This is a genomic window from Aliidongia dinghuensis (genome assembly GCF_014643535.1).
GTDB lineage: Bacteria > Pseudomonadota > Alphaproteobacteria > ATCC43930 > CGMCC-115725 > Aliidongia > Aliidongia dinghuensis.
The window spans coordinates 183,617-203,815 of record NZ_BMJQ01000011.1 but is presented as its reverse complement, the minus strand read 5'-3'; the positions used below and the strand labels follow the sequence as shown (position 1 = coordinate 203,815).

The 20,199-nt window shown below is 67.5% G+C and carries 21 protein-coding genes; 11 read left to right on the top strand and 10 right to left on the bottom strand.

The features are described from left to right. Positions 1–166: 166 nt before the first annotated feature. Positions 167–667 (top strand): VOC family protein, encoded by a 501-nt coding sequence (locus tag IEY58_RS21215; RefSeq protein ID WP_189049485.1) that lies wholly within the window; start codon positions 167–169, stop codon positions 665–667. 116 nt (positions 668–783) lie between these two features. On the opposite strand, the gene IEY58_RS21210 is transcribed toward IEY58_RS21215, so the two are convergent. The 3 genes from IEY58_RS21210 to IEY58_RS21200 are packed head-to-tail and all read right to left on the bottom strand — an operon-like array spanning position 784 to position 4,131. Next, positions 784–1,533 (bottom strand): SAM-dependent methyltransferase, encoded by a 750-nt coding sequence (locus tag IEY58_RS21210; RefSeq protein WP_189049483.1) that lies wholly within the window; start codon positions 1,531–1,533, stop codon positions 784–786. 16 nt (positions 1,534–1,549) lie between these two features. Continuing rightward, positions 1,550–2,698 (bottom strand): pyridoxal phosphate-dependent aminotransferase, encoded by a 1,149-nt coding sequence (locus IEY58_RS21205; RefSeq protein WP_189049481.1) that lies wholly within the window; start codon positions 2,696–2,698, stop codon positions 1,550–1,552. Between the two features lie 2 nt (positions 2,699–2,700). Next, complete coding sequence (locus IEY58_RS21200) at positions 2,701–4,131, bottom strand: gamma-glutamyltransferase (protein ID WP_189049479.1); 1,431 nt, start codon at positions 4,129–4,131, stop codon at positions 2,701–2,703. On the opposite strand from IEY58_RS21200, the gene IEY58_RS21195 reads away from it, so the two are divergent. Next, entirely contained in the window at positions 4,118–5,476 is a 1,359-nt protein-coding gene (locus tag IEY58_RS21195) for a M48 family metalloprotease (RefSeq protein ID WP_189049477.1), read from the top strand. The two genes, IEY58_RS21200 and IEY58_RS21195, sit on opposite strands and share 14 nt — an antisense overlap. 142 nt (positions 5,477–5,618) lie before the next feature. Next, entirely contained in the window at positions 5,619–6,368 is a 750-nt protein-coding gene (locus tag IEY58_RS21190) for a DsbA family protein (RefSeq protein ID WP_189049475.1), read from the top strand. 13 nt (positions 6,369–6,381) lie between these two features. Here IEY58_RS21190 and maiA read toward each other — a convergent pair whose 3' ends face one another. From maiA to IEY58_RS21170, 4 genes are all read right to left on the bottom strand, one after another. Next, positions 6,382–7,020, bottom strand: a complete 639-nt coding sequence (gene maiA / locus IEY58_RS21185) for a maleylacetoacetate isomerase (protein ID WP_189049473.1) — start codon at positions 7,018–7,020, stop codon at positions 6,382–6,384. Between the two features lie 200 nt (positions 7,021–7,220). Then, on the bottom strand, positions 7,221–8,621 hold the full coding sequence (locus tag IEY58_RS21180; protein ID WP_189049471.1) for an MFS transporter: 1,401 nt from the start codon (positions 8,619–8,621) through the stop codon (positions 7,221–7,223). 27 nt (positions 8,622–8,648) lie between these two features. Beyond that, complete coding sequence (locus tag IEY58_RS21175; RefSeq protein ID WP_189049469.1) at positions 8,649–9,512, bottom strand: shikimate dehydrogenase; 864 nt, start codon at positions 9,510–9,512, stop codon at positions 8,649–8,651. Positions 9,513–9,515: 3 nt separating this feature from the next. Beyond that, positions 9,516–11,441 (bottom strand): bifunctional sugar phosphate isomerase/epimerase/4-hydroxyphenylpyruvate dioxygenase family protein, encoded by a 1,926-nt coding sequence (locus IEY58_RS21170; RefSeq protein WP_189049467.1) that lies wholly within the window; start codon positions 11,439–11,441, stop codon positions 9,516–9,518. A 128-nt stretch (positions 11,442–11,569) separates the two neighbouring features. On the opposite strand from IEY58_RS21170, the gene IEY58_RS21165 reads away from it, so the two are divergent. Beyond that, on the top strand, positions 11,570–12,487 hold the full coding sequence (locus IEY58_RS21165; protein ID WP_189049465.1) for a LysR family transcriptional regulator: 918 nt from the start codon (positions 11,570–11,572) through the stop codon (positions 12,485–12,487). Here the strand turns inward: IEY58_RS21165 and IEY58_RS21160 are convergent. Then, entirely contained in the window at positions 12,460–12,705 is a 246-nt protein-coding gene (locus tag IEY58_RS21160) for a hypothetical protein (protein WP_189049463.1), read from the bottom strand. The two genes, IEY58_RS21165 and IEY58_RS21160, sit on opposite strands and share 28 nt — an antisense overlap. Before the next feature lie 109 nt (positions 12,706–12,814). Here IEY58_RS21160 and gcvA point away from each other — a divergent pair, with 109 nt between their 5' ends. Next, on the top strand, positions 12,815–13,753 hold the full coding sequence (gcvA, locus tag IEY58_RS21155; RefSeq protein WP_189049461.1) for a transcriptional regulator GcvA: 939 nt from the start codon (positions 12,815–12,817) through the stop codon (positions 13,751–13,753). On the opposite strand, the gene hppD is transcribed toward gcvA, so the two are convergent. Continuing rightward, complete coding sequence (gene hppD / locus IEY58_RS21150; protein WP_229743852.1) at positions 13,740–14,855, bottom strand: 4-hydroxyphenylpyruvate dioxygenase; 1,116 nt, start codon at positions 14,853–14,855, stop codon at positions 13,740–13,742. The two genes, gcvA and hppD, sit on opposite strands and share 14 nt — an antisense overlap. A gap of 118 nt (positions 14,856–14,973) precedes the next feature. Here hppD and IEY58_RS21145 point away from each other — a divergent pair, with 118 nt between their 5' ends. The 6 genes from IEY58_RS21145 (at position 14,974) to aat (ending at position 19,822) form a co-directional block, all read left to right on the top strand. After that, entirely contained in the window at positions 14,974–15,486 is a 513-nt protein-coding gene (locus tag IEY58_RS21145) for a MarR family winged helix-turn-helix transcriptional regulator (protein ID WP_189049459.1), read from the top strand. 193 nt (positions 15,487–15,679) lie between these two features. Next, positions 15,680–16,648: an aspartyl protease family protein gene (locus tag IEY58_RS21140; RefSeq protein ID WP_189049457.1), complete on the top strand. Its 969-nt coding sequence runs from the start codon at positions 15,680–15,682 to the stop codon at positions 16,646–16,648. 112 nt (positions 16,649–16,760) lie between these two features. Further along, positions 16,761–17,210, top strand: coding sequence for a type II 3-dehydroquinate dehydratase (gene aroQ / locus IEY58_RS21135; protein ID WP_189049455.1), 450 nt, complete (start codon positions 16,761–16,763; stop codon positions 17,208–17,210). A gap of 15 nt (positions 17,211–17,225) precedes the next feature. Continuing rightward, positions 17,226–17,702 (top strand): acetyl-CoA carboxylase biotin carboxyl carrier protein, encoded by a 477-nt coding sequence (gene accB, locus IEY58_RS21130; RefSeq protein ID WP_189049451.1) that lies wholly within the window; start codon positions 17,226–17,228, stop codon positions 17,700–17,702. Positions 17,703–17,715: 13 nt separating this feature from the next. Then, entirely contained in the window at positions 17,716–19,059 is a 1,344-nt protein-coding gene (accC, locus tag IEY58_RS21125) for an acetyl-CoA carboxylase biotin carboxylase subunit (protein WP_189049449.1), read from the top strand. Between the two features lie 112 nt (positions 19,060–19,171). Further along, on the top strand, positions 19,172–19,822 hold the full coding sequence (aat, locus tag IEY58_RS21120) for a leucyl/phenylalanyl-tRNA--protein transferase (protein ID WP_189049447.1): 651 nt from the start codon (positions 19,172–19,174) through the stop codon (positions 19,820–19,822). Here the strand turns inward: aat and IEY58_RS21115 are convergent. Beyond that, entirely contained in the window at positions 19,756–20,199 is a 444-nt protein-coding gene (locus IEY58_RS21115; RefSeq protein WP_189049445.1) for a DUF2155 domain-containing protein, read from the bottom strand. The genes aat and IEY58_RS21115 overlap by 67 nt on opposite strands.

Here is a 20,199-nt window from a genome sequence, read left to right as displayed (position 1 = left end):
CAGCATCCGTTGCGAATCGATCGCAACCGTAAGCGTTCAACGTCAACCAACGCGCAAGCCCGAACCGACGATGCCATTCCGGCCTCGACCGTTCGGCGGCGCCGAGGCCATGCCGTTGGAACGTCTTTCCTGCCGCGGCCGAGGCGCTCCCTCACTGGAGACCCCGATGACGCTTCAGCCTGAAACCCCGAGCGGCCTCAATCACCTCGTCCTCAACGTGCGCGACCTCGATCGCGCCCATCGCTTCTGGACCGGCTGTCTCGGCTTCCGCCAGGTCGGCACCTGGCAGCGAACAGGACCGGACGGCCAGCCCGTCGCGCGCATGCGCTTCTATAGCGGCGAACAGGACGGCAAGCTCCGGCATCATGACGTTGCCCTCATCGAGCAACCGTCGATGCCGGCCGACCTCGCTCCGCATCCCCAGGTGCTGCACCATGTCGCCATTACCTATCCGAGCCGCGAGGCATGGCAGCGGCAGGTCCGGTTCCTGATGGGCCAGGGCGTGGCGCTGCACCGCCAGATCGAGCGCGGCGCCACCCATAGCGTCCATCTGAGCGACCCGGACGGCAACGAGATCGAGCTGGTCTACGAACTGCCGCGCGCGGCCTGGGAGGGCGACATCCAGGCCGCCCTCAATCACGCCGTAGCACGGCCGATCGGGACCTAGCCTTCGATAAAAGCCGGAGGGCCGGCGTTTCGCCGGTCCTTCTCGGCCCCCGCACAACACCAGACCAGCGGCGGGGGGCTTCACGCCGGCCCGGTCAGCTCGCCCCCTGTGGAACGCTACGGCCGGCGCAACAGGTAGTAGCCAATGCCGAGGGTCTGGCGACCCCAGCGCAGATAGGCGTCGTGCCAGCGCTGGGCATCTGCCGCGATGGTGGCCGCGTCCGGATCGCGCGGGTTTGCAGCGGCCCAGCGCAGCTTCGCCCGGCAATAGAGCCCTTCGTATTCGTCCCATTCGTCTGGGTTGGCCGTCGTGGTGTAAAGCACCTGGAAGCCGGCGCGCACCGCCCGCTCCGCATTGCCGGCGTGATCGGTAAGCTCCTCCTCGTCAGCGCCGAGCACGGCCAGGTAAGAGCGATGCGGCTGCTGACGCCAATAGCCCTCGCCGACCAGCAGCAGCCCGCCTGGATCGAGCACGGAGAAGGCGGTCGCGAGCAAGCCGCCGTAATCGCCGAGCGCGTGGCTCGCGCTCAGGCAGATCGCGGCCGCGAACCCCTCGTCATGGGCGAGATGAATGGTCGCGTCCTCGTCGATCAGGGTCACCCGGCCGGCGAGTCCGCGCTCCTGGGCGATCGCCTCGCCCTCGTCGAGGAAGGCGGCGTTGATGTCGACCCCGACCCCCGTCGCGTCCGGATAGCGCTCGAGCACGTCGAGCAGCAATGTCGCCTTGCCGCAGCCGATGTCGACGACGCGCGCGCCTGGCGACAGGTCCAGGAGATCGATCAGCCGTGCTGCCTTTTCGGCTGACAGCGGGCTGCAGAAACGATGATCGGCATGGCCGATCGTCGTCGCTTTGAACCGAGGATCCATCCCGAGCCCCGCCTCGTCAGCGGCGCCAGGCGGCGAGCCGCTGGGCTGCCGTCGCCATGGTCTCGGTCGAGCCGGCGAAGGAGAACCGGACGAAGCGGTTGCCGCGCCCGCCGTCGAAATCCTTGCCGGGTGCCGCCGCGACGCCGGTCTCGACCAGCATGCGGCGGCAGAATTCCTGGCTGTCGTTGGTCAGGCTCGCGACGTCGGCATAGAGATAGAACGCCCCGTCCGGCGGCGCGAAATGCGAGAAGCCTGCCTTGGGCAGCTCGTTCAGCAGGAGCTCGCGATTGGCCGCGTACCGGCGGACGTTCGTCTGCAGCTCGTCATGGCAATCGAACGCGGCGATCGCCGCCGCCTGCGACAGCGTCGGCGCCGATATTACCATGTTCTGCGCCAGGCATTCGACGGCGCGCACCAGATCCGCCGGCACGATCATCCAGCCCAGGCGCCAGCCGGTCATCGAGAAATATTTGGAGAAGCTATTGATAACGAAGGCGTCGGGTGCCACCGACGCCGCGGTCGTCGGCGCCATGCCATAGGTAATGCCGTGATAGATCTCGTCCGAGATGAGCCGGATGCCACGCTTCGCGCAATAGGCGGAGAGGGCCGCGAACTCGGCCGGCGGGATCATGGTGCCGGTCGGATTGGACGGGCTCGCGACGATCAGCCCGTCGATTCGGCCCGGGACCTTGTCAAGCAGCGCCGGCGTCGGCTGGAAGCGATCCTCCTCCGTTGCCTCGATCTCGACCGCCTCGATGTCGAGTGCGGTCAGGATGTGGCGATAGGCCGGATAGCCGGGTGCCGCGAGCGCCACGCGGTCGCCTGCGTCGAACGCCGCAAGGAAGCTCAGGAGAAAGGCGCCGGACGCGCCGACCGTGACCGCGACCTGGCCCGGGTCGACCGCGACGCCATAGGTCGCCTTGTAGTGCTCGGCGATGCGTTCCCTGAGGCGCGGCACACCCAGCGCATCGGTATAGCCCAGGGGCGAGGCGCGCAGCAGGCGCGTCGCCTCGGCGACGACGCCTTCCGGCGCGCCGGTCGACGGCTGGCCGACCTCCAGATGCAGGATGTCGGCACCCTCATGGGCGAGCCGGTTGGCCTCGCGCAGCACGTCCATGACCAGGAACGACGGGATCTGCCCCCGCGTCCCACGCTTCAGCGTCATCGCTACCTCAACAGATCGACCGTCTGCGCGAAGCCCCAGCCGCGCGGATCCTTGGCAATGGTGCAGGTCTTGGGGCTGCGCACCAATCCGTTCGGGCAGGCGAGAGCCGCCACCCGGTCCGGCACCTGCGTGGCACCGGTGTCGTCCGGCCGGCGCAGGTCCTCGACCGCGACAGGCGCCGGATCATCCTTGCGCAGCACGCCGAAGGCGATGGCCGCCACGTCGGCCGGGGCCGAGGTGCCGCCACTGCCGGCATAGATGCCCAGCACCTGGTTGACGTTGGCATTATAGGCGATGGCCGGCACGAGGCCGAGTTGGGCCGCAGGGTCGCCGGCGATCGGCGCCGCGGCATAGAGCGCCGGCGCCGCGAGCTTCTGCCGAGTGCCGAACAGCTTGCCCATGGAGAGCGTGCAGGTGACGACGCGACCGGAGGCGTCGGCGACGATGAAGCCCGTGCTCGCGGACGGCTCGTCCGCCGCCACGCTGGCGCCGGGGATGATCGAGGCCTCAGCCGTGGCGGAAGCCGCGCGCGCGATGCGGTAACGGGCGACCGGATCGGACACCGCCGCCGAATCGTCGAGCAGCGCGCTGAAGCTGGCGGCGGCAACCCGTCCCGCCGATCCGGGCGCGAAATAGAGCCAGTCGTTCCGGGCAGCGACGCGGGTCGCCGGGTGCCAGGTCGGCGCATAGCTCGCAAGCGGCTGCGCCGGCACGCCGGCAGCGACGAGCTGGCGCGCCACATTGCCCGTGTAGAAGTCGCTGGCACCGTTGAGGCGCAGCTGGCTGAACACCGCTGCCAGATCGGGCTCCGAATGGCGCGGGCCTGGCGGCAGCGCGACGCCTGCCGCGCCGGCATCGGCCGTCAGCTGTTGCGCCACCGGCACGCCCGACTGTGCGATCCGCTCGACGCCGACCACGACCTGGCGCCAGTCGAGCACACCGTACCGGGCCTGCAGCGCCGCGATGCCGCGCACCAGGCCCGGCACCTCGATGGCGCTGCCAGGAACCGCCTGCGGCAGGAAGTTGATCGCCTCGACCTCGGCGCTTTCGGTATTGCGCACGAGGCAAGCGCCGCCGCCCATGAGCCCGGCGCGCGACGGCAGCGTGACCGTCAGCATGAGGGCGACCGCGGCCGCGGCATCGGCCGCATTGCCGTTGAGCCGCAGCATCTGGTCGCCGAGGCCGACCGCCTCCGGCTCATCCGCGACGACCGAGCCCAGATAGCGGGTCGAGATCGGCTTGGCGATCTCGGCCGGCGCATCGGCCGAAAACCAGCTGCAGCCGGTGAGCGACCCGGTGAGCGACAGGGCCACGAGCCCGCTGACCGTGGCGCGGGCGACGTGCCGGCGCGTCCGTCCGGCAGATTGACGCCGCACGGCGATCGGCTCGATATTGGCCGACGTCGAAAGGATGCCGCTCTTGCTGAATGCCATTCTCTCCCGGGTCCTCGTCCTGGCGATGATCGCGGCCGTCACGTTCAGTCGTCCCGCCGCCGCACAGGATGCGCCGGGCCTGATCCGTGATGCCGAGATCGAAAATACGATCCGTGCCTATGCCACGCCCCTGTTCCGTGCAGCGGGGCTCGATGCCGATTTCGTCCAGATCTATTTGGTGAACGATCCTCAGATCAATGCCTTCGTGGCGGGTGGGCAACGTCTGTTCATCAATACAGGGCTCTTGCTCAAGAGCCAACGGGCGAACCAAGTGGTGGGCGTGATCGCGCACGAAACTGGCCACATGGCAGGCGGTCATCTGGCGCGCAGCCAGGAGGCGCTCGACAACGCGACCGCGCAGAGCATCATCGCCTTCGTCCTGGGTGCCGCCGCCTCGGTCGTGGCGCGCGACGGCTCGGTCGCGGCCGCCGGTGCCGCCGCCGGCCAATCCATGGGCCTGCGCTCGCTCTTCGCCTATTCGATCGGCCAGGAGGAGCGTGCCGACCAGGCCGGCGTGGGCTTCCTCGACCGCACCAACCAATCCTCGCGCGGCCTGCTCGAATTCTTCCAGATCCTTGAAAAGGAAGAATACCTGCTGCCGGCGAACCAGGACCCGTACCTGCGCACCCATCCCCTGACCAGCAGCCGCGTGGATTTCGTGCGCGATCATGTTGCGCATTCCAAGTCGTCCGACGCGCCGGACCCACCGGGCTTCGACGAGATGCACAAGCGCATGCTGGCGAAGCTGCGCGGCTTCCTCCTGCCGCCAGGCCAGGTGACGCAGCTCTATCCGGAGAGCGACCAGAGCCTTTACGCCCGCTACGCCCGCGCCATCGCCTATCACCGCGTGCCGATGCACGACAAGGCCATGGCCGAGATGGACAGCCTCATCAAGGAAAAGCCCGACGATCCTTATTTCCAGGAGCTGAAGGGGCAGATCCTGTTCGAGAGCGGCCACATCCGCGACGCGGTGGCGCCCTACAAGCGAGCCGTCACCCTCCTGCCCAAGGAGCCGCTGCTCAAGGTCGAGCTCGCGACGGCGGAACTCGAGAACGAGGGCGACAAGGCCATGGCGGCCGACGCGGTCGGCCTCTTGCGCGAGGCCGTGCGCATGGACAATACCAACTCGGACGGCTGGCACCAGCTGGGCATCGCCGAGGGGCGGACCGGCAACATCGGCAATGCCGCACTGGCGCTCGCCGAAGAGGCGCTGCTCGCGGGCGACCGCAAGGCCGCCGGGATGCAGGCGACCCGCGCCTCGCAGCTTCTGCCGCGCGGCTCGCCGGGCTGGCTCCGGGCCGACGACATCCGCCGCGAGGCCAAGGTCAACCCCGACAACGGCTGATCGCCAAGGGCAGCGATCACCAAATCGGGATCGCTCCGGCGCGCCGGCCAGGGTTGCCGCCGGTGCTGCCGGGCGCCTATGGTGGCGCCCATGGTGGCGGCCGTCCCTCGGCGCCGCCGAGGATGCCCTAGAGTATGACCCGATGATCCATTCGCTCCGCCGTTCCCTGTTGCTGCTGCCGGTCCTGGCCCTCGCCGCCGTCCCGGCCATGTCGCGGGCTGACGACGCGTTGACCCAGGCCCAGACCGACCAGGTCAACAAGCTGATCCACGACTACTTCATGAACAATCCCAAGGCATTGATCGATGCGATCGCGCATGCCGAGGCGAGCATGAAGCAGGACGAGGAAAGCCAGACCAAGGCGCTGATCCAGTCCCATCGCGAGGAGCTGGAGCAGGACCCGACCTCGCCGGTCATCGGCAATCCCAAGGGCGACGTGACCATCGTCGAATTCTTCGACTACCGCTGCCCCTACTGCAAGGTGACGGCGCCGACCCTGCAGACGTTGATCGGGCAGGACCAGAAGGTGCGCGTGGTCATGAAGGAATTCCCGATCCTCGGCAAGGAATCGGTCTTCGCCTCGCGCGTTGCGCTGGTCGCGCGCAAGCACGGCAAATACGCCGAATTCCATGAGGCGATGTTCGCGCTCAAGACCAAGGTCGACGACGACCGGACGCTCGAGGTCGCGAAATCGGTCGGGCTCGATCCGGCCCAGGTCAAGAAGGAAGCCGAATCGCCCGAGATCGACGCGATCCTGAAGCATAATTACGATCTGGCGAAGACGCTCGATATCACCGGCACGCCGAGCTTCGTGATCGGCGACACGCTGCTGCCGGGTGCGGTCGAGCTCAAGGACTTCCAGGACGCGATCGCCGCGGTCCGCAAGGGCTGAGGGCGCCCGTCCCTTATTCCGCGTCGGGCTGGTTCTTCGGCAACGCGTCCTCGAAGGCGGCGTAACCGAGGCAGGCCTCGTGGATCCGGCGGATGGTCGGATAGGGCTCGAGGTCGAGCTTGAAGTTCTGCGAGTTCACGACCTGCGGCACGAGGCAGACGTCGGCGAGCGTCGGCGTCTCGCCGTGGCAGAAGCGGCCGGTCTGGTCCGAGCCGGCAAGGAAAGTCTCGAGCGCCGCGAAGCCTTCGGCGATCCAGTGATTGTACCAGCGCTGCACCGTGGCTTCGTCATGACCCAGCTCATGGCGCAGGTAGCGGAGCACCCGGAGATTGTCGATCGGATGGATGTCGCAGCTCACCATCTGCGCGATCGCCCGGACCCGCGCCCGGTCGGCCGGGTGGCCCGGCAGGAGTGGCGGAAACGGATAGGCCTCGTCCAGGTACTCGATGATCGCCATGGACTGCAGCAGGAGCTCGCCGTCGTCCTCGAGCACCGGCACGAAGCCTTGCGGATTGAGCTTCAGGTAGTCGGGCGCCCGCTGCTCGCCTTTGCGCAGGTGATGCGGGATCGTCTCGTACTCGATGCCCTTGAGGTTGAGGGCGATCCGCACGCGGAAGGACGCGGACGAGCGGTAATAGCCGTGCAGCTTCATGGACATCCTCGTGGGCACGCCTCTTGGCGAACGGGTCACGGCCGGCACCGTGGCGCCGGCCGTTCCCGTCCGTCAAGCGTGCTGAGATCCAAGACCTGAGCTCGGGCTCTGTCGCTTAGGCGATCTCCATACGCTTCAACACGCACCAAACTCGACACGGGCCGGCCCGTTACTGCCCGTCGGATGCCTTCCAGCCGACCTTAGGCAGGGACGGAGGCGCGTTCGCGCTCGAACGACTGCGCGCGCAACTTGTCGTACTCGCTCTTGCTCATGGGGACTGCGTCCCTATGGCCGAGGTCGTCGATCCGCAGGCGGTAGGTCTCGCGGGCCGTGAATGCGGCAACCGCGGCGATGGCCGTGATGCCGAGCGTGAGGGCGCCGATCGTCACCGGGATGTCGGCAGCACCGGGGGGAGCGACGATCGCGAACAGTGCCGGCAGCAGGGCCGTGATCGTCGTCCCGACGTTCTGAGCGATCGCCATGGCCGTGACGCGAACCCGGGTCTGGAACAGCTCCGGATAGAACGACGGGAAGGTCGCGTTGTAGCCTTGGTAGACGATGCCCCACATGAGCACCGACATAGCCACCGCCAGGCTAACGCTGTGGATGCTGATGGCATAGAGATAGCCGAACGACAGCGCGCCTGCGCAGAGCGAGCCGACGATAATGGGCGGCCGGCGGCCGATGCGGTCGGACAGGTTTCCGACGAACGGGATCACGAGCACCGCGATCACGTTTCCGATGACCGGGATCCAGAGATAGACGTCGGCTGCGAAGCCGATGCCATAGGCCTTTTGCACCGCATAAGCGCCGCCGAACACCGTGGCGACCACGGGGATGACGTTCATCAACGCCATGCAGACCACACGCAGCATGTCGGCCCAGCCGAGCCGGAAGGCGTCCGGGATGGGCGCGCGAGGGACGCTGCCCTTCGTTTCTTCGGCGGTGAAGGCCGGGGTCTCGTCGACGTTGCGACGGATGAAGTAGCCGGCGATGATGACGAGAACGCTGAGCAGGAAGGGCACCCGCCACCCCCATTCCATGAACTGATCGTGAGGCATCGTCCGGGCTAGCGGGATGAACACGGCGGCGGCGAAGATCTGGCCCGCCTGCACGCCTTGGAGCGTGAAAGATGAGAAGAAGCCTCGGCGGCCAAACGGCGCGTGTTCCAGGATCATCGACGACGAGCCGGAAATCTCGCCGGCGACGGCGAACCCTTGGATGAGGCGCAGGACCACCAGCAGGACCGGTGCCAGGATGCCGACTTGGCTGTAGGTCGGCAGCACGCCGACCAGCATCGTCGAGATGCCCATCATGAACATGCAAATCAGCAAGACGTTCTTGCGGCCATGAGTGTCGCCCCAATGGCCGAGCACGAACGCGCCGATCGGACGTGCCACATAGCCGACCCCGTAGGTCGCCAGCGATGCGACGATCGCGACGGTCGGGTCGGTGGAAGGAAAGAACAGCTGCGGGAATACGAGCGCCGCCGCGGTCGCATAGATGAAGAAGTCGTAGTATTCCAGCGCGGATCCAATCCAGCCACTCGCGGCCGCCCGTTTCGATTGGTGCCTGCCGTGCGAACCAGTGCCAGTCGGCATAATGTCCTCCCCTTGTGTTTTCGTTGTTCAGGATCCCATTGACGCGAATTGCGAGATCATCCGATCGCTGTCCGGCTCCTTGCCGGTAAAGAGGCGGAAGGCTGCCACCGCCTGGAACACGGCCATGCCGCCGCCGTCGATCGTGCGGCAGCCGAGCGCCCGTGCGCGGCGCAGGAGCTCGGTCTCGAGCGGGAAATAGATCACCTCGGCGACCCAGAGCGCGGACCTCAGCAGTTCCGCCGGCAGCGGCATGCCCGGATGCGCGTCCATGCCGATCGGGGTTGCGTTGATGAGCCCGTCGGTGACTGCCATCGCGGCCGCGAGATCAGTGCCGGCCTTGGCCCGGCCGGCGCCGAAATGGGCCGTGAGATTGTCGGCGACCCGGCGCGCCCGCTCGGGATCGATGTCGAAGATCGTCAGTTCCTCGACGCCCAGCACCATGGCGGCGTGCGCCACGGCCGAGCCGGCGCCGCCGGCGCCGATCTGGACCACTCGGCCGAGGGGTGCTCCCGCCATCCTGCGGCGGAACGGTTCGGCGAAGCCCGACCAGTCCGTGTTGTGGCCAATCCGCTTGCCGTCCTTGAACAGCACAGTATTGACGGCACCCAGCGCCCGCGCGTCGTCCGAGAGCTCGTGAAGATGCGGGATCACCAGCTGCTTGCAGGGATGGGTGATGTTGAGCCCGGAGAAGCCCATGCGCTCGGCCGCGGCAAGCAGGTCCGGCAGCGCCTCCGGACCGAGGCCGAGCTGGGTCAGGTCGATGAGCCGGTAGACGAGGCGCAGTCCCTGCGCCTCCCCCTCCCGCATGTGCATCTCGGGCGTGCGCGACCGCTGGATGTCCTGGCCGATCAGTCCCAAAAGGACCGACGGCCGCTCGGCATAGGCAGTCATGGTTCAGCCTTCCAATTCGTCGAAGCTGTAGGGCGAGCGGCTGGCCGAGGCGGCCTGGGCCGCGAGCCGGACCGGCGCGTTCGCGGCGCCGTACTGGCGATAGCCGTGGCGCTCGACGATCTCGATCACGAAGCGCCCGCCGAACGCCTCCGAATAAGCCTGCAGGAACTCCCCGCCGTCGGCGTCGCGGTCGTAGAGAATGTCGAGAGCAGCAAGCTCGTCCAGGACCTCCTGCGCGAGGCCGAACTTGCTCGCGAGATCGTCGTAGTAGTTGCGCGGGATGGCGAGGAAGCGCAGTCCGCGCTGGCGGAGAGTTGCGACCGCAGCGCGGATATCGCCGGTCGCGCACGCGATATGCTGCACCCCGGCCCCGCCATAGGCGGTGATCGAGCGGGCAAGCACGGTGTTGCGGCTTTCCGAGATGTTGAGCGGGATGCGCACCGCATCGCCGATGCTGTGCAGCGCGCGGCTGCGCACGAGGCCGTAAGGATCGGGCACGACGAACGTGTCGTCGGCGACGAAGCCGAGTGCCGTCTTGTAGAACAGGAGCCAGCGATCGAACTGGCCGTCCGGTAGCCCGATCGAGACATGGTCGATCGAAGCGAGATGCGCAGGCCCGCCCTCGCCCGCCGCCTCGACCGGCACGAAATCGGTCTCGTAGATGCTGGGCGCAGCGCCCTCCTCGACGAAATAGATCAGGCTGCCGTCGGGCGCGCAGATCGCCGGGATCACGCTCTCGTTCGGGCCGACGCCGCCGGCGTAAGGCTGGCAGTGATAGAGCAGCGCCCGGTCGAGCGCCCCCTGCAGATCGTCGACCGCGAGCGCCATGGCGCAGACCGACGGGCCGTGCAGCAAAAAATAGGCGTGCGCGAAGGAATCGGGCTCGCTGTTGAGCACGAGATTGATGGCGCCCTGACGATAGAGCGCCACGTTCTTCGAGCGGTGCTGGCCTACGTGCGTGAAGCCCAGGGTCTCGAACCACCCGGCGAGCGCCGGGCCCGCCGTCTCGTCGACGGCGAATTCCAGGAATTCGAACCCGGCGTAGCGGCTCGGCGGCGGCGGCTGGAACAGGCTCGCGCGCTGCCCGGCCCGCGTCGCGGCCGGTGCCGCCGCAAGATGGCTCGCCGTCACCTCCTCGAGATGGAGGAGCGAGCGCATGCCGTCGGCGGCGTTGGGCCGCGGCGGCGCCGCGCGGAAACCGTCGTTGAAGATCTCAAGGGAGAGCGGCCCGCGATAGCCGCCGGCCACGATCGGCGCCAGGAAGGACGCGAGGTCGAAGGCGCCCTGGCCGGGGAAGCAGCGGTAGTGGCGGCTCCACTCCAGCACGTCCATGGCCATGATCGGCGCATCGGCGATCTGCACGAAGGTGATCCGGTCGGGCGGGACCTGGTCAAGGCCGGTGAGATCGTCCTTGAGCGAGAGCGTGTGGAAACTGTCGAGGATGAGGCCCAGGCTCGGGTGATCGACCTTTTGCACGATGCGCCAGGCCTGATGCCAGGACCGGACATGCCGGCCCCAGGCGAGCGCCTCGTAGCCGATCTTGAGGCCTCGCTTCGCCGCCCGTTCGGCAAGCTGCCTCAGGTCGTCGACCAGCACGGCCTCGTCGCCAATCGCGTCGGGCGCGACGTTGGAGCAGACGAGGATGGCCGGCGCGCCCAGTTCCGCCATCAGGTCGAACTTGCGCTCGGCCCGGTCGAGGTTGCGCGCGAGCCGGTCGCGCGGCGCGCCTTCGAAATCGCGGAACGGCTGGAACAGGAGAATGTCGAGGCCGAGGTCGGCCGCCATCTGGCGGACCGCGCGTGGGGAGCCGTCGTAATAGACGAGATCGTTCTCGAAGATCTCAACCCCGTCGAACCGGGCCGCCGCTGCCGCTTCGAGCTTTTCCGGCAGCGTGCCGCTCAGCGAAACGGTCGCGATCGAGCGCTGCATGTCGGCTCCTCCCATAGACCATGCGGGACCCGTTCGGCCCGCCCTCTTACAGGAAGATTACCGCCGCCGCTGGAAAACATCTCATGCCTAGTTTATGCTCGCTCATAACTCGATGTTATGAGATAGCCATGAATCTGCGGCAAATTGAGGTGTTCCGGGCAATCATGCTGACCGGCGGCATCAGCGATGCCGCGCGCTCGCTCAACGTCTCGCAGCCGAACGTGAGCCGCCTTATCCGCCATACCGAGGATCGCCTCGGCATCAAGCTGTTCGAGCGGATCAAGGGACGGCTCTATCCGACGGTTGAGGCGCTGACACTCTATGAGGAGGTCGAGAAGGCCTATGTCGGGATCCGGCAGATCCGCGACATGGCGCAGGATCTGGCACTGAGCCGGATCGGCCGGCTCCGGCTCGTGTGCAGCCCGAGCCTAGGGCTGGCGTTGCTGCCGAACGCCGTGACCGTGTTCCGCGCCCAGCGCCCGGGCCTGCGCATCAGCCTCGAGATCCTGCCGCAGGCGGCGCTCCTGGAACGGGTGCTGACCCACCAGGCGGACCTCGGCATCTCGATGTTCCCGAGCGATCATCCGAACCTGCAGGTCGAGCGGCTGCGCCGGGGCCGCCTCGTCTGCGTGCTGCCGGCGACGCACGTGCTCGCCACGCTGCCCGTCGTGACGCCGGCCGACATCGCCGGCCATGCGCTCATTTCTTATGACCGCGATACGCCGCAGGGCCAGCTGATCGAGCAGGCGTTCGCGGATGCGCGGGTGCCGCGCGACATTGCGGTCGAGGTCCGGTTCGGCCATACCGCCTGCGCGCTCGTCCAGGCGGGGGCCGGCGTGGCGCTGGTCGACGAATTCAGCGTCACGGGCGGCATCTTCCCCGACCTGACGGTGCGGCCGTTCCGGCCCGAGCGATGGTTCGACCTTTCCATCGTGCGCGATCGCCTGCGCCCCCTGTCGCGGGCGGCGGCAGATTTCCGCGGCACGCTGCGCGCGCTCGCCGCCGCCCTGCCCGCGGCTCACGAGTTGCCGGACGACAGCCCCTGAGACGTCATGTAATCGCTGTAATGCCGGCCCGGCTCCCAGGGCCTGGCACCCAGTCCCATGTCGCGTCGCAGGCGATCCGGCAGCTCGTCGGCATTGCCGACCCGGCGCCGCCGCGTGACGAGCCGGCGGAACCAGACCTGCAACCATGCCGTCGGCGAGACCGGCTCGACCGGAATATCGGCGCAGCACGTGGCCCTGAGCGGTATGATCTCGGCCATTGATCCCTCCTTCGAAAACCGTGTCGATCCATAAGACTGATTGATATATTGGTGCCGTCAGATTCCCTGGACAAACCAGTTATCAGCAGTCGATCGATAAGGCGTCTTTATGGATAAGGGATCAGGTCTCCAACTGCCGCCGCTGGCCGCGGTGCGGGTGTTCGAGGCGGCCGCCCGACATTTGAGCTTCACCAAGGCCGCGGCCGAGCTGGGCATGACCCAGGCGGCGGTAAGCTATCAGATCAAGCAGCTGGAGGATCGGGTCGGCACGCCCCTGTTCCGGCGGCTCACCCGCCGGCTCGAGCTGACCGAGACCGGCCAGCAGTTGGCGCCCGCGGTGAGCGATGCGCTCGGTCGCCTCGCCGAAGCCTTCGCCGGGGTCCGTGGCGAAGCCGCCCGCGTGCTCAAGATTACGACCATGCACACCTTCGCGTCGAACTGGCTGGTGCCTCGGCTCGGCCGGTTCGAGCGGCTCCATCCCGATCTCGCCGTCTGGCTCGACAGCTCGGTCCGCGTCGTCGATTTGATCGCCGAGGAAGTCGATGTCGCGATCCGTGTCGGCCATGGCGACTGGCCAGGGCTCATCGCCGAACGACTGATGCCGGTGGCCCTCACCCCGATGACCAGCCCGGCGCTCATCGCCAGCATCGGCGGTCTCGAGAAACCGGCCGATCTCCTGAAGCTGCCGCTGTTCCGCGAGGACGACGACGCATGGGAAGCCTGGTTCGCCCTCGCCGGTCATCCAGTGTCTCCGGGCGTTGCCCGAGGCGCCCGGCTCGACAATCAGCAGATGCTGGGCAATGCCGTGGTCGCGGGCCAGGGGGTGGCACTCCTCAACCCGCCCTTTTTCGCGGACGAGCTTGCGAGCGGACGGCTCGTCCAGCCCTTCCCGCACCGGCTCTATTCCCGGCGCAGCTATTTTCTCGCCTATCCGAAGGTCCGGCGCGACCAGCCGAAGATCCGCGCCTTCCACGACTGGATCCTCGCCGAATACGCCGCCGAGACGGCCGAAGCCGTCCCGGCGGTCGAGGCCGTCACTCTGCCTTGAGCGTGCCGCGGCGGATCTGGTCGAGCTCCATCGATTCGAACAGCGCCTTGAAGTTGCCCTCGCCGAAGCCTTCGTCACCCTTGCGCTGGATGATCTCGAAGAAGATCGGGCCGATCACCTCCTGGGTGAAGATCTGCAGCAGCAGCCGGCCGCCCTCGCCATTCTCTGAACCCGGCGCGCCGTCGATCAGGATGCGGTCCCTGGCGAGCCGGGCCAAGTCCTCGCCATGGCCGGGCAGGCGCTTGTCGACCAGCTCGAAATAAGTGTCCGGCACGGTCTGGAACGGGATGCCGCGGCCCTTCAGCGTCTCGACCGTGTCGTAGATCGTGCCGGTGCCGAGGGCGATGTGCTGGATGCCCTCGCCGTGATAGGCCTCGAGATATTCGGCGATCTGGCTCTTGTCGTCCGAACTCTCGTTGATCGGAATGCGGATCTTGCCGCACGGGCTCGTCATCGCCTTGGACTTCAGGCCCGTGAGCTTGCCCTCGATGTCGAAGTAGCGGATCTCGCGGAAACCGAACAGCTTCCCGTAATAGTCGGCCCATTGCACCATGCGGCCGCGATGCACGTTGTGGGTCAGATGGTCGATGTATGTCAGCCCGACACCCGGCGGATTCTGGTCGACGCCCGGCAGCGGCACGAAATCGACGTCATAGATCGAGCCCTTGGGCCCGTAGCGGTCGACGAGATAGAGCAGGCTGCCGCCGATGCCCTCGATCGCCGGGATCTGCAGCTCCATCGGGCCGACCTTGCCCTCGACGGGCTTCGCCCCCAGCTCGAGCGCGCGCTTGTAAGCATAGCCCGCATCGCCGACGCGGAACGCCATGGCGCAGGCGCACGGCCCGTGCAGCTTGGCGAAGGCCTGGGCGAAGCTGTCCTTCTCGGCGTTGACGATGAAATTGACTTCGCCCTGGCGATAGAGCGCCACGTCCTTGGAGCGGTGGCGCGCCACCTTGACGAAGCCCATCTGCTCGAACAGGCGGCCGAGCGCCACCGGATCGGGGGCCGCATATTCGACGAATTCGAAGCCATCGGTCTGCATGGGATTGTCCCAGAGATCGATTCTCGTGCCGCGAGCGGCAGGATCTGGAGCGACGGTCATGGCTTCTCCCGCATTTTTAGTGTCATGATTTTTTCGCACTGTCCGGTCGATCCGCTTTGGGGGCGGCACCGCGCAGTCCATAATGGCGAGAAGATAGTTTCATATGAAACCGATGCCAATGAAAATCGCAGAAGACAACAACGAGTTGCCGCAGGGGGATCCGCTGGCGCTCGAAAACTTTCTGCCCTATCGCCTGTCGATTCTGTCGAATCGGGTGTCGAATGCGATCGCCCGAGTCTATCAACGCAAATTCGGCCTCTCGATCCCCGAATGGCGCCTCGTCGCCGTCGTCGGGCGCTTCGGGCCCATGTCGGCGAACGAGGCGGCCGAGCGCACCGAGATGGACAAGGTGCGCGTGAGCCGCGCCGTGCAGCGCATGCTGGCGGCAGGCCTCTTGGAGCGTGCGACAGACGCGCAGGACCGCCGCCGTTCGATCCTTCGGCTCTCGCCCAAGGGGGCGGCGATTCGCGAGGAGATCGCGCCCTTCGCGCTCGCCATCGAGCAGCAGCTCTTGGCCCCGCTCTCGGACGCGGACCGCGCCGAGCTCGACCGGGTCATGCGGCTTCTGGAAAAGAGCGCGCTCACGTTCCTCGAACCCGGACGGAAGGGGAAACGGCCGGTCGGGGCGTAGGGCGTCGGAGCTCAAGAAGCGTCGGGGCGCAGGAGCAACCCACCGCCTATTCTTTCTGGGCACGCCCCTCACGGCGACGTGCTTTGCCCGGCCGGCAACCCTTCCCATATGCCGTTAGTATGCAGCCGCTCAGGCGAGTCGCCCGCCAGGGCGCAAGACTTCCTCATGGGGCGGGAAGGCAGGTCGAACGGGAATGGGCGCGCATTCGCGACCGGTGCTGGGCATCGCCGCAGCGGCGCTCGCCTGGCTCAGCGGCGAGCCGGCCTTGGCCGCCGGCGCCTGCGAGCTGCAGCTCAGCGCGGACCTGCCCATCGCCCGGCTGGGCGACCCACCCGCCATCATGGTCATGGCACGCTACGGCGACACGCCGCTCCGCATGATCTTCGACACGGGCGCCTCCTCGACCATCATCGAGGGCCGCGTGCCGGGCTTCGTCGGGCTGCGGTGGATCACCAAGGACGTGGCGCGCGGCCCCGGCGGCGACGTCACGGTCTGGCATTCCCGCAACCTTTCGCTGACGCTCGGCGGCCTGACGGTCACCCTCCCCTCCGTCGCGGTCACGGACCCGAGGAACCCGCTCTACGACAACCAGTTCGACGGCCTGCTCGGCGTCGACGCGCTCATGCCTTACGACTTCGAATTCGATCCGGAGGCGGGCCGCATCAGGATTTTTTCCCAAGAGCACTGCCCCGGCAAGGTGGTCTATTGGGCGAACGAGTACAGCCTGATCCCGTTCAAGCGCGGCCGCGACCGCAAGATCGACGTCACGGTCCGCATCGACGGCAAGGCGCTTGCCGGCATCATCGACACCGGGACCAGCCACACGGCGATGACATGGCAGACGGCCGAAGATTTGTTCGGACTGACGGCGGCCAGCCCCGGCGTCTCGGCCGTCGACAGTCCGATCCTCACCAGCGTCGGCAAACGGCTCGAGGCCTCGCGCTATACCTTCGACAGCCTCGAGTTGGGCGCGCTCCGGGTCCGCAGGGCGTCGGTCAATCTCCTGCCGCCGACGTCGCCGGGCGCGCTCGAGCATCCGTTCGGCGCCGATGCGGGCGCCCCGCAGGTCATCATCGGCATGGACCTGCTGCAGCACCTCCGCTTCTACATCGCCAATGCCGAGGAGATGATCTATTTCACGCTCGCCCGGCCGCCGGCCTGACGTCTTCGTCGCCGATTCGCCCCTTCGTCACACGTCCGTCACACGGGGCAGCTTGCCGGGCGGGCCGCTCGTGCTATAACCCCGCGATCCTGCGATCCTGGATAAGAGCGAAGTGGCGCGACCGACGGTCCTGGTATTGAACGGCCCCAACCTGAACCTGCTGGGGGTCCGTGAGCCGACGATCTATGGCAGGGAGACCCTGGCCGACATCGAGGAAGCCTGCCTGGAGCGGGCCGACACGCTGGAGCTCGACCTGGATTTCCGCCAGAGCAACAACGAAGGCCAGCTGATCGACTGGGTTCAGGAAGCGCGCGACAGCGCCGACGGCATCATCATCAACGCCGCCGGCTACAGCCATACCTCGGTCGCCCTCATGGACGCGCTCGCGGCGAGCGACCTGCCGGTCATCGAGGTCCACCTGTCGAACATCCACCGGCGGGAGGAATTCCGCCATCATTCCTACGTCTCGCGCGTCGCGCGCGGCGTCATCGTCGGCCTGGGCGGCCACGGCTACGAGCTGGCGCTCGACGCGATGGCCCGCCTGCTTGCCACCGAATCCTGACTTTTTCGGAACATCATGACCAAACCCAACGATTTCACCGTCGATGAAGAGCGCGTGCGCAAGCTCGCCACCCTGCTCGACGAGGCCAAGCTCACCGAGATCGAATATGCCTGGGGCGAGCACCGCATCCGCGTGACGCGCAGCCCGGCGCCGATCGCGAGCTATGCCGCCCCGATCGCGGCACCGGCCGCGGCCGCCCAGCCGCTCCCGGCCGAAGCCCACGCGGCGACGCACCCGGACGCGGAATTCGCCAACCACCCGGGCGCCGTCAAGTCGCCGATGGTCGGCACCGCCTATCTCTCGCCCCAGCCGGGCGCCCCGCCGTTCGTGCGCGTCGGCGACACGGTCTCCGCCGGCCAGCCGCTCTTGATCATCGAGGCCATGAAGGTGATGAACCAGATCCGCGCGCCCAAGGCCGGCAAGGTCGGCCGCCTGCTGGTCACTGACGGCAACCCGGTCGAATTCGGCCAGGTCGTCCTGGTCCTGGAATAGGCGTCGCCCTCCCATGATCGAAAAGGTGCTGATCGCCAATCGCGGGGAAATCGCGCTGCGTGTGCTGCGCGCGTGCCGCGAGATGGGGATCGCGACCGTCGCGGTCCATTCGACCGCCGACGCCCAGGCCATGCATGTCCGCCTGGCCGATGAGAGCGTCTGCATCGGCCCGCCGTCGGTGCGCGAGAGCTATCTCAACATCCCGGCGATCCTGACCGCGGCCTCGATCACCGGTGCCGACGCAATCCACCCAGGCCTGGGGTTCCTCAGCGAGAACGCGGATTTCGCGTCGATGGTCGAGGAGCATGGGTTAACCTTCATCGGCCCGACGCCCGAGCACATTCGCATGATGGGCGACAAGGTGATCGCCAAGCGCGCGGCCGAGGAACTGGGCATTCCGACCGTGCCGGGCTCCGACGGCGCCATCGGCGACATCGACGCGGCGGTCGCGCGCGCCGAAGAGATCGGCTACCCGGTGCTGGTCAAGGCATCGGGCGGCGGCGGCGGCCGCGGCATGAAGGTGGCGCGCGATTCGGCGGAGCTGCGCCAGCAGATCCCGCTCGCCCGGGCCGAGGCCAAGGCGTTCTTCGGCAACGACGAGGTCTATTTCGAGAAATACCTGAACGCGCCGCGCCATATCGAGGTCCAGGTGCTTGGCGACGGCCACGGCAACGCGATCCATCTGGGCGAGCGCGACTGCTCGCTGCAGCGCTCGCACCAGAAGATCCTGGAGGAGGCGCCCTCGCCGATCCTCAAGCCCGAGGCGCGCAAGCACATCGGCGACATCGCGATCAGGGCGATGCAGACCCTGAAGTACCGCGGCGCCGGCACGCTCGAGTTCCTCTACCAGGACGGCCAGTTCGCCTTCATCGAGATGAACACGCGCATCCAGGTCGAGCATCCGGTGTCGGAGCTGATCAGCGGCATCGACCTGGTGCAGGAGCAGATCCGCATCGCCGCCGGCGGCATGCTCGACATCGACCAGGCCCAGGTCGAGCTCACCGGCCACGCGATCGAATGCCGGATCAACGCCGAGAACCCGCTGACCTTCATGCCGTCGCCCGGCAAGGTCACGGCCTATCACGCGCCGGGCGGCTACGGCGTGCGTGTCGATTCGCACCTCTACCAGGGCTATACGGTGCCGAGCCACTACGACAGCCTGGTCGCCAAGCTGATCGTCCATGGCCGCGACCGCGACGAATGCGTCCGCCGCCTGCGCCGCGCGCTGCAGGAATATGTCATCGCCGGCATCGAGACGAACATCCCGCTGCACCTGCGCCTCTTGGACGAGCCGGACTTCATCACCGGCAATTACGACATCCACTGGCTCGAACGCTTCATGCAGCGGGGGGTATAAAGACCCTCACCCTCCCGCTGCCGCGGGTCCCTCCCTCTTCCGCTTGCGGGAGAGGGTTGGGGTGAGGGTGCGTCAACCGCTCGAGGCCTAGGGAAAGGAGATCGGCCAGCCCATGAAGCTCACCCCCGATCTCCTGCTCCGCGCCTATGCCGCCGGTATTTTCCCGATGGCGGAATCGGCCGACGATCCGGAGATCTTTTGGGTCGATCCGGAGGAGCGCGGCATCCTGCCGCTCGACGGCTGCCATGTGCCGCACAAGCTCCGGCGCACGGTGCGCCACGGCCCGTTCGAGGTGCGCTGCGACACGGCGTTCGAGGCGGTCGTGCGCGGCTGTGCCGAGCCGACGCCCGGCCGGCCGGACACCTGGATCAACGAGGAGATCCTGCAGCTCTATGTGGCGCTCCATCGGCGTGGCCGGGCCCATTCGGTCGAGGCCTGGATCGACGGCGAACTCGTCGGCGGCCTCTATGGTGTGGCGCTGGGCGGTGCCTTCTTCGGCGAAAGCATGTTCAACCGCCGGACGGACGCGAGCAAGGTCGCCCTCGTCCACCTGGTCGCCCGCCTGATCGAGGGCGGCTTCGGCCTGCTCGACACGCAATTCACGACGCCGCACCTGGAACGGTTCGGCGTGATCGAAATCCCGCGGACGGAATATCAGCGACGGCTGGCCTGGGCACTCGGCCTCCGCGCGCAGTTTCAGCCGGGCTTGTCCTGCGACGACCCGGTCGCGTTCGTCTTGCAGTCGAGCACCCACACGTCATAGACCGGGTCCTCGAGGCTGTTCAGCGCCGGCGACGAGGCGAACATCCAACCGCTGAACAGGTGCTTCGGCGCCGTCTTGTCCTGCAGCACCTCGTCGATGTCGAGATAGGCGGCACTCTCCGGCTCCTCCTCCGGCGGCCGCTTGCGGCAGTCGCGCACCGTGATCCTGAGCGTGCCGAAACTCACCGGCTGGCCGACCGGCGCCTCGAACTTGGTGACGCGCGCCGTGGTCTTGTCGAGCCCCTGCAGCACCGCGACGGTACCCGTGTCCGCAGCGACCGTATCCGCAGCAACGGCCCGGCCGCTGAGCCCGTGACCGGCAAGCGCCGCAAGCGCCAGGGCAGCAAACGCCCGAGCAGCAAGCACAGGGCGGCGCAT

Bases quoted from the DNA above. Each gene is read 5' to 3' on its own strand.
- IEY58_RS21215 (WP_189049485.1), top strand. From the start codon at position 167: ATGACGCTTCAGCCTGAAACCCCGAGCGGCCTCAATCACCTCGTCCTC.
- IEY58_RS21210 (WP_189049483.1), bottom strand. From the start codon at position 1,533: ATGGATCCTCGGTTCAAAGCGACGACGATCGGCCATGCCGATCATCGT.
- IEY58_RS21205 (WP_189049481.1), bottom strand. From the start codon at position 2,698: ATGACGCTGAAGCGTGGGACGCGGGGGCAGATCCCGTCGTTCCTGGTC.
- IEY58_RS21200 (WP_189049479.1), bottom strand. From the start codon at position 4,131: ATGGCATTCAGCAAGAGCGGCATCCTTTCGACGTCGGCCAATATCGAG.
- IEY58_RS21190 (WP_189049475.1), top strand. From the start codon at position 5,619: ATGATCCATTCGCTCCGCCGTTCCCTGTTGCTGCTGCCGGTCCTGGCC.
- maiA (WP_189049473.1), bottom strand. From the start codon at position 7,020: ATGAAGCTGCACGGCTATTACCGCTCGTCCGCGTCCTTCCGCGTGCGG.
- IEY58_RS21180 (WP_189049471.1), bottom strand. From the start codon at position 8,621: ATGCCGACTGGCACTGGTTCGCACGGCAGGCACCAATCGAAACGGGCG.
- IEY58_RS21175 (WP_189049469.1), bottom strand. From the start codon at position 9,512: ATGACTGCCTATGCCGAGCGGCCGTCGGTCCTTTTGGGACTGATCGGC.
- IEY58_RS21170 (WP_189049467.1), bottom strand. From the start codon at position 11,441: ATGCAGCGCTCGATCGCGACCGTTTCGCTGAGCGGCACGCTGCCGGAA.
- IEY58_RS21165 (WP_189049465.1), top strand. From the start codon at position 11,570: ATGAATCTGCGGCAAATTGAGGTGTTCCGGGCAATCATGCTGACCGGC.
- IEY58_RS21160 (WP_189049463.1), bottom strand. From the start codon at position 12,705: ATGGCCGAGATCATACCGCTCAGGGCCACGTGCTGCGCCGATATTCCG.
- gcvA (WP_189049461.1), top strand. From the start codon at position 12,815: ATGGATAAGGGATCAGGTCTCCAACTGCCGCCGCTGGCCGCGGTGCGG.
- hppD (WP_229743852.1), bottom strand. From the start codon at position 14,855: ATGACCGTCGCTCCAGATCCTGCCGCTCGCGGCACGAGAATCGATCTC.
- IEY58_RS21145 (WP_189049459.1), top strand. From the start codon at position 14,974: ATGAAAATCGCAGAAGACAACAACGAGTTGCCGCAGGGGGATCCGCTG.
- IEY58_RS21140 (WP_189049457.1), top strand. From the start codon at position 15,680: ATGGGCGCGCATTCGCGACCGGTGCTGGGCATCGCCGCAGCGGCGCTC.
- accB (WP_189049451.1), top strand. From the start codon at position 17,226: ATGACCAAACCCAACGATTTCACCGTCGATGAAGAGCGCGTGCGCAAG.
- accC (WP_189049449.1), top strand. From the start codon at position 17,716: ATGATCGAAAAGGTGCTGATCGCCAATCGCGGGGAAATCGCGCTGCGT.
- aat (WP_189049447.1), top strand. From the start codon at position 19,172: ATGAAGCTCACCCCCGATCTCCTGCTCCGCGCCTATGCCGCCGGTATT.
- IEY58_RS21115 (WP_189049445.1), bottom strand. From the start codon at position 20,199: ATGCGCCGCCCTGTGCTTGCTGCTCGGGCGTTTGCTGCCCTGGCGCTT.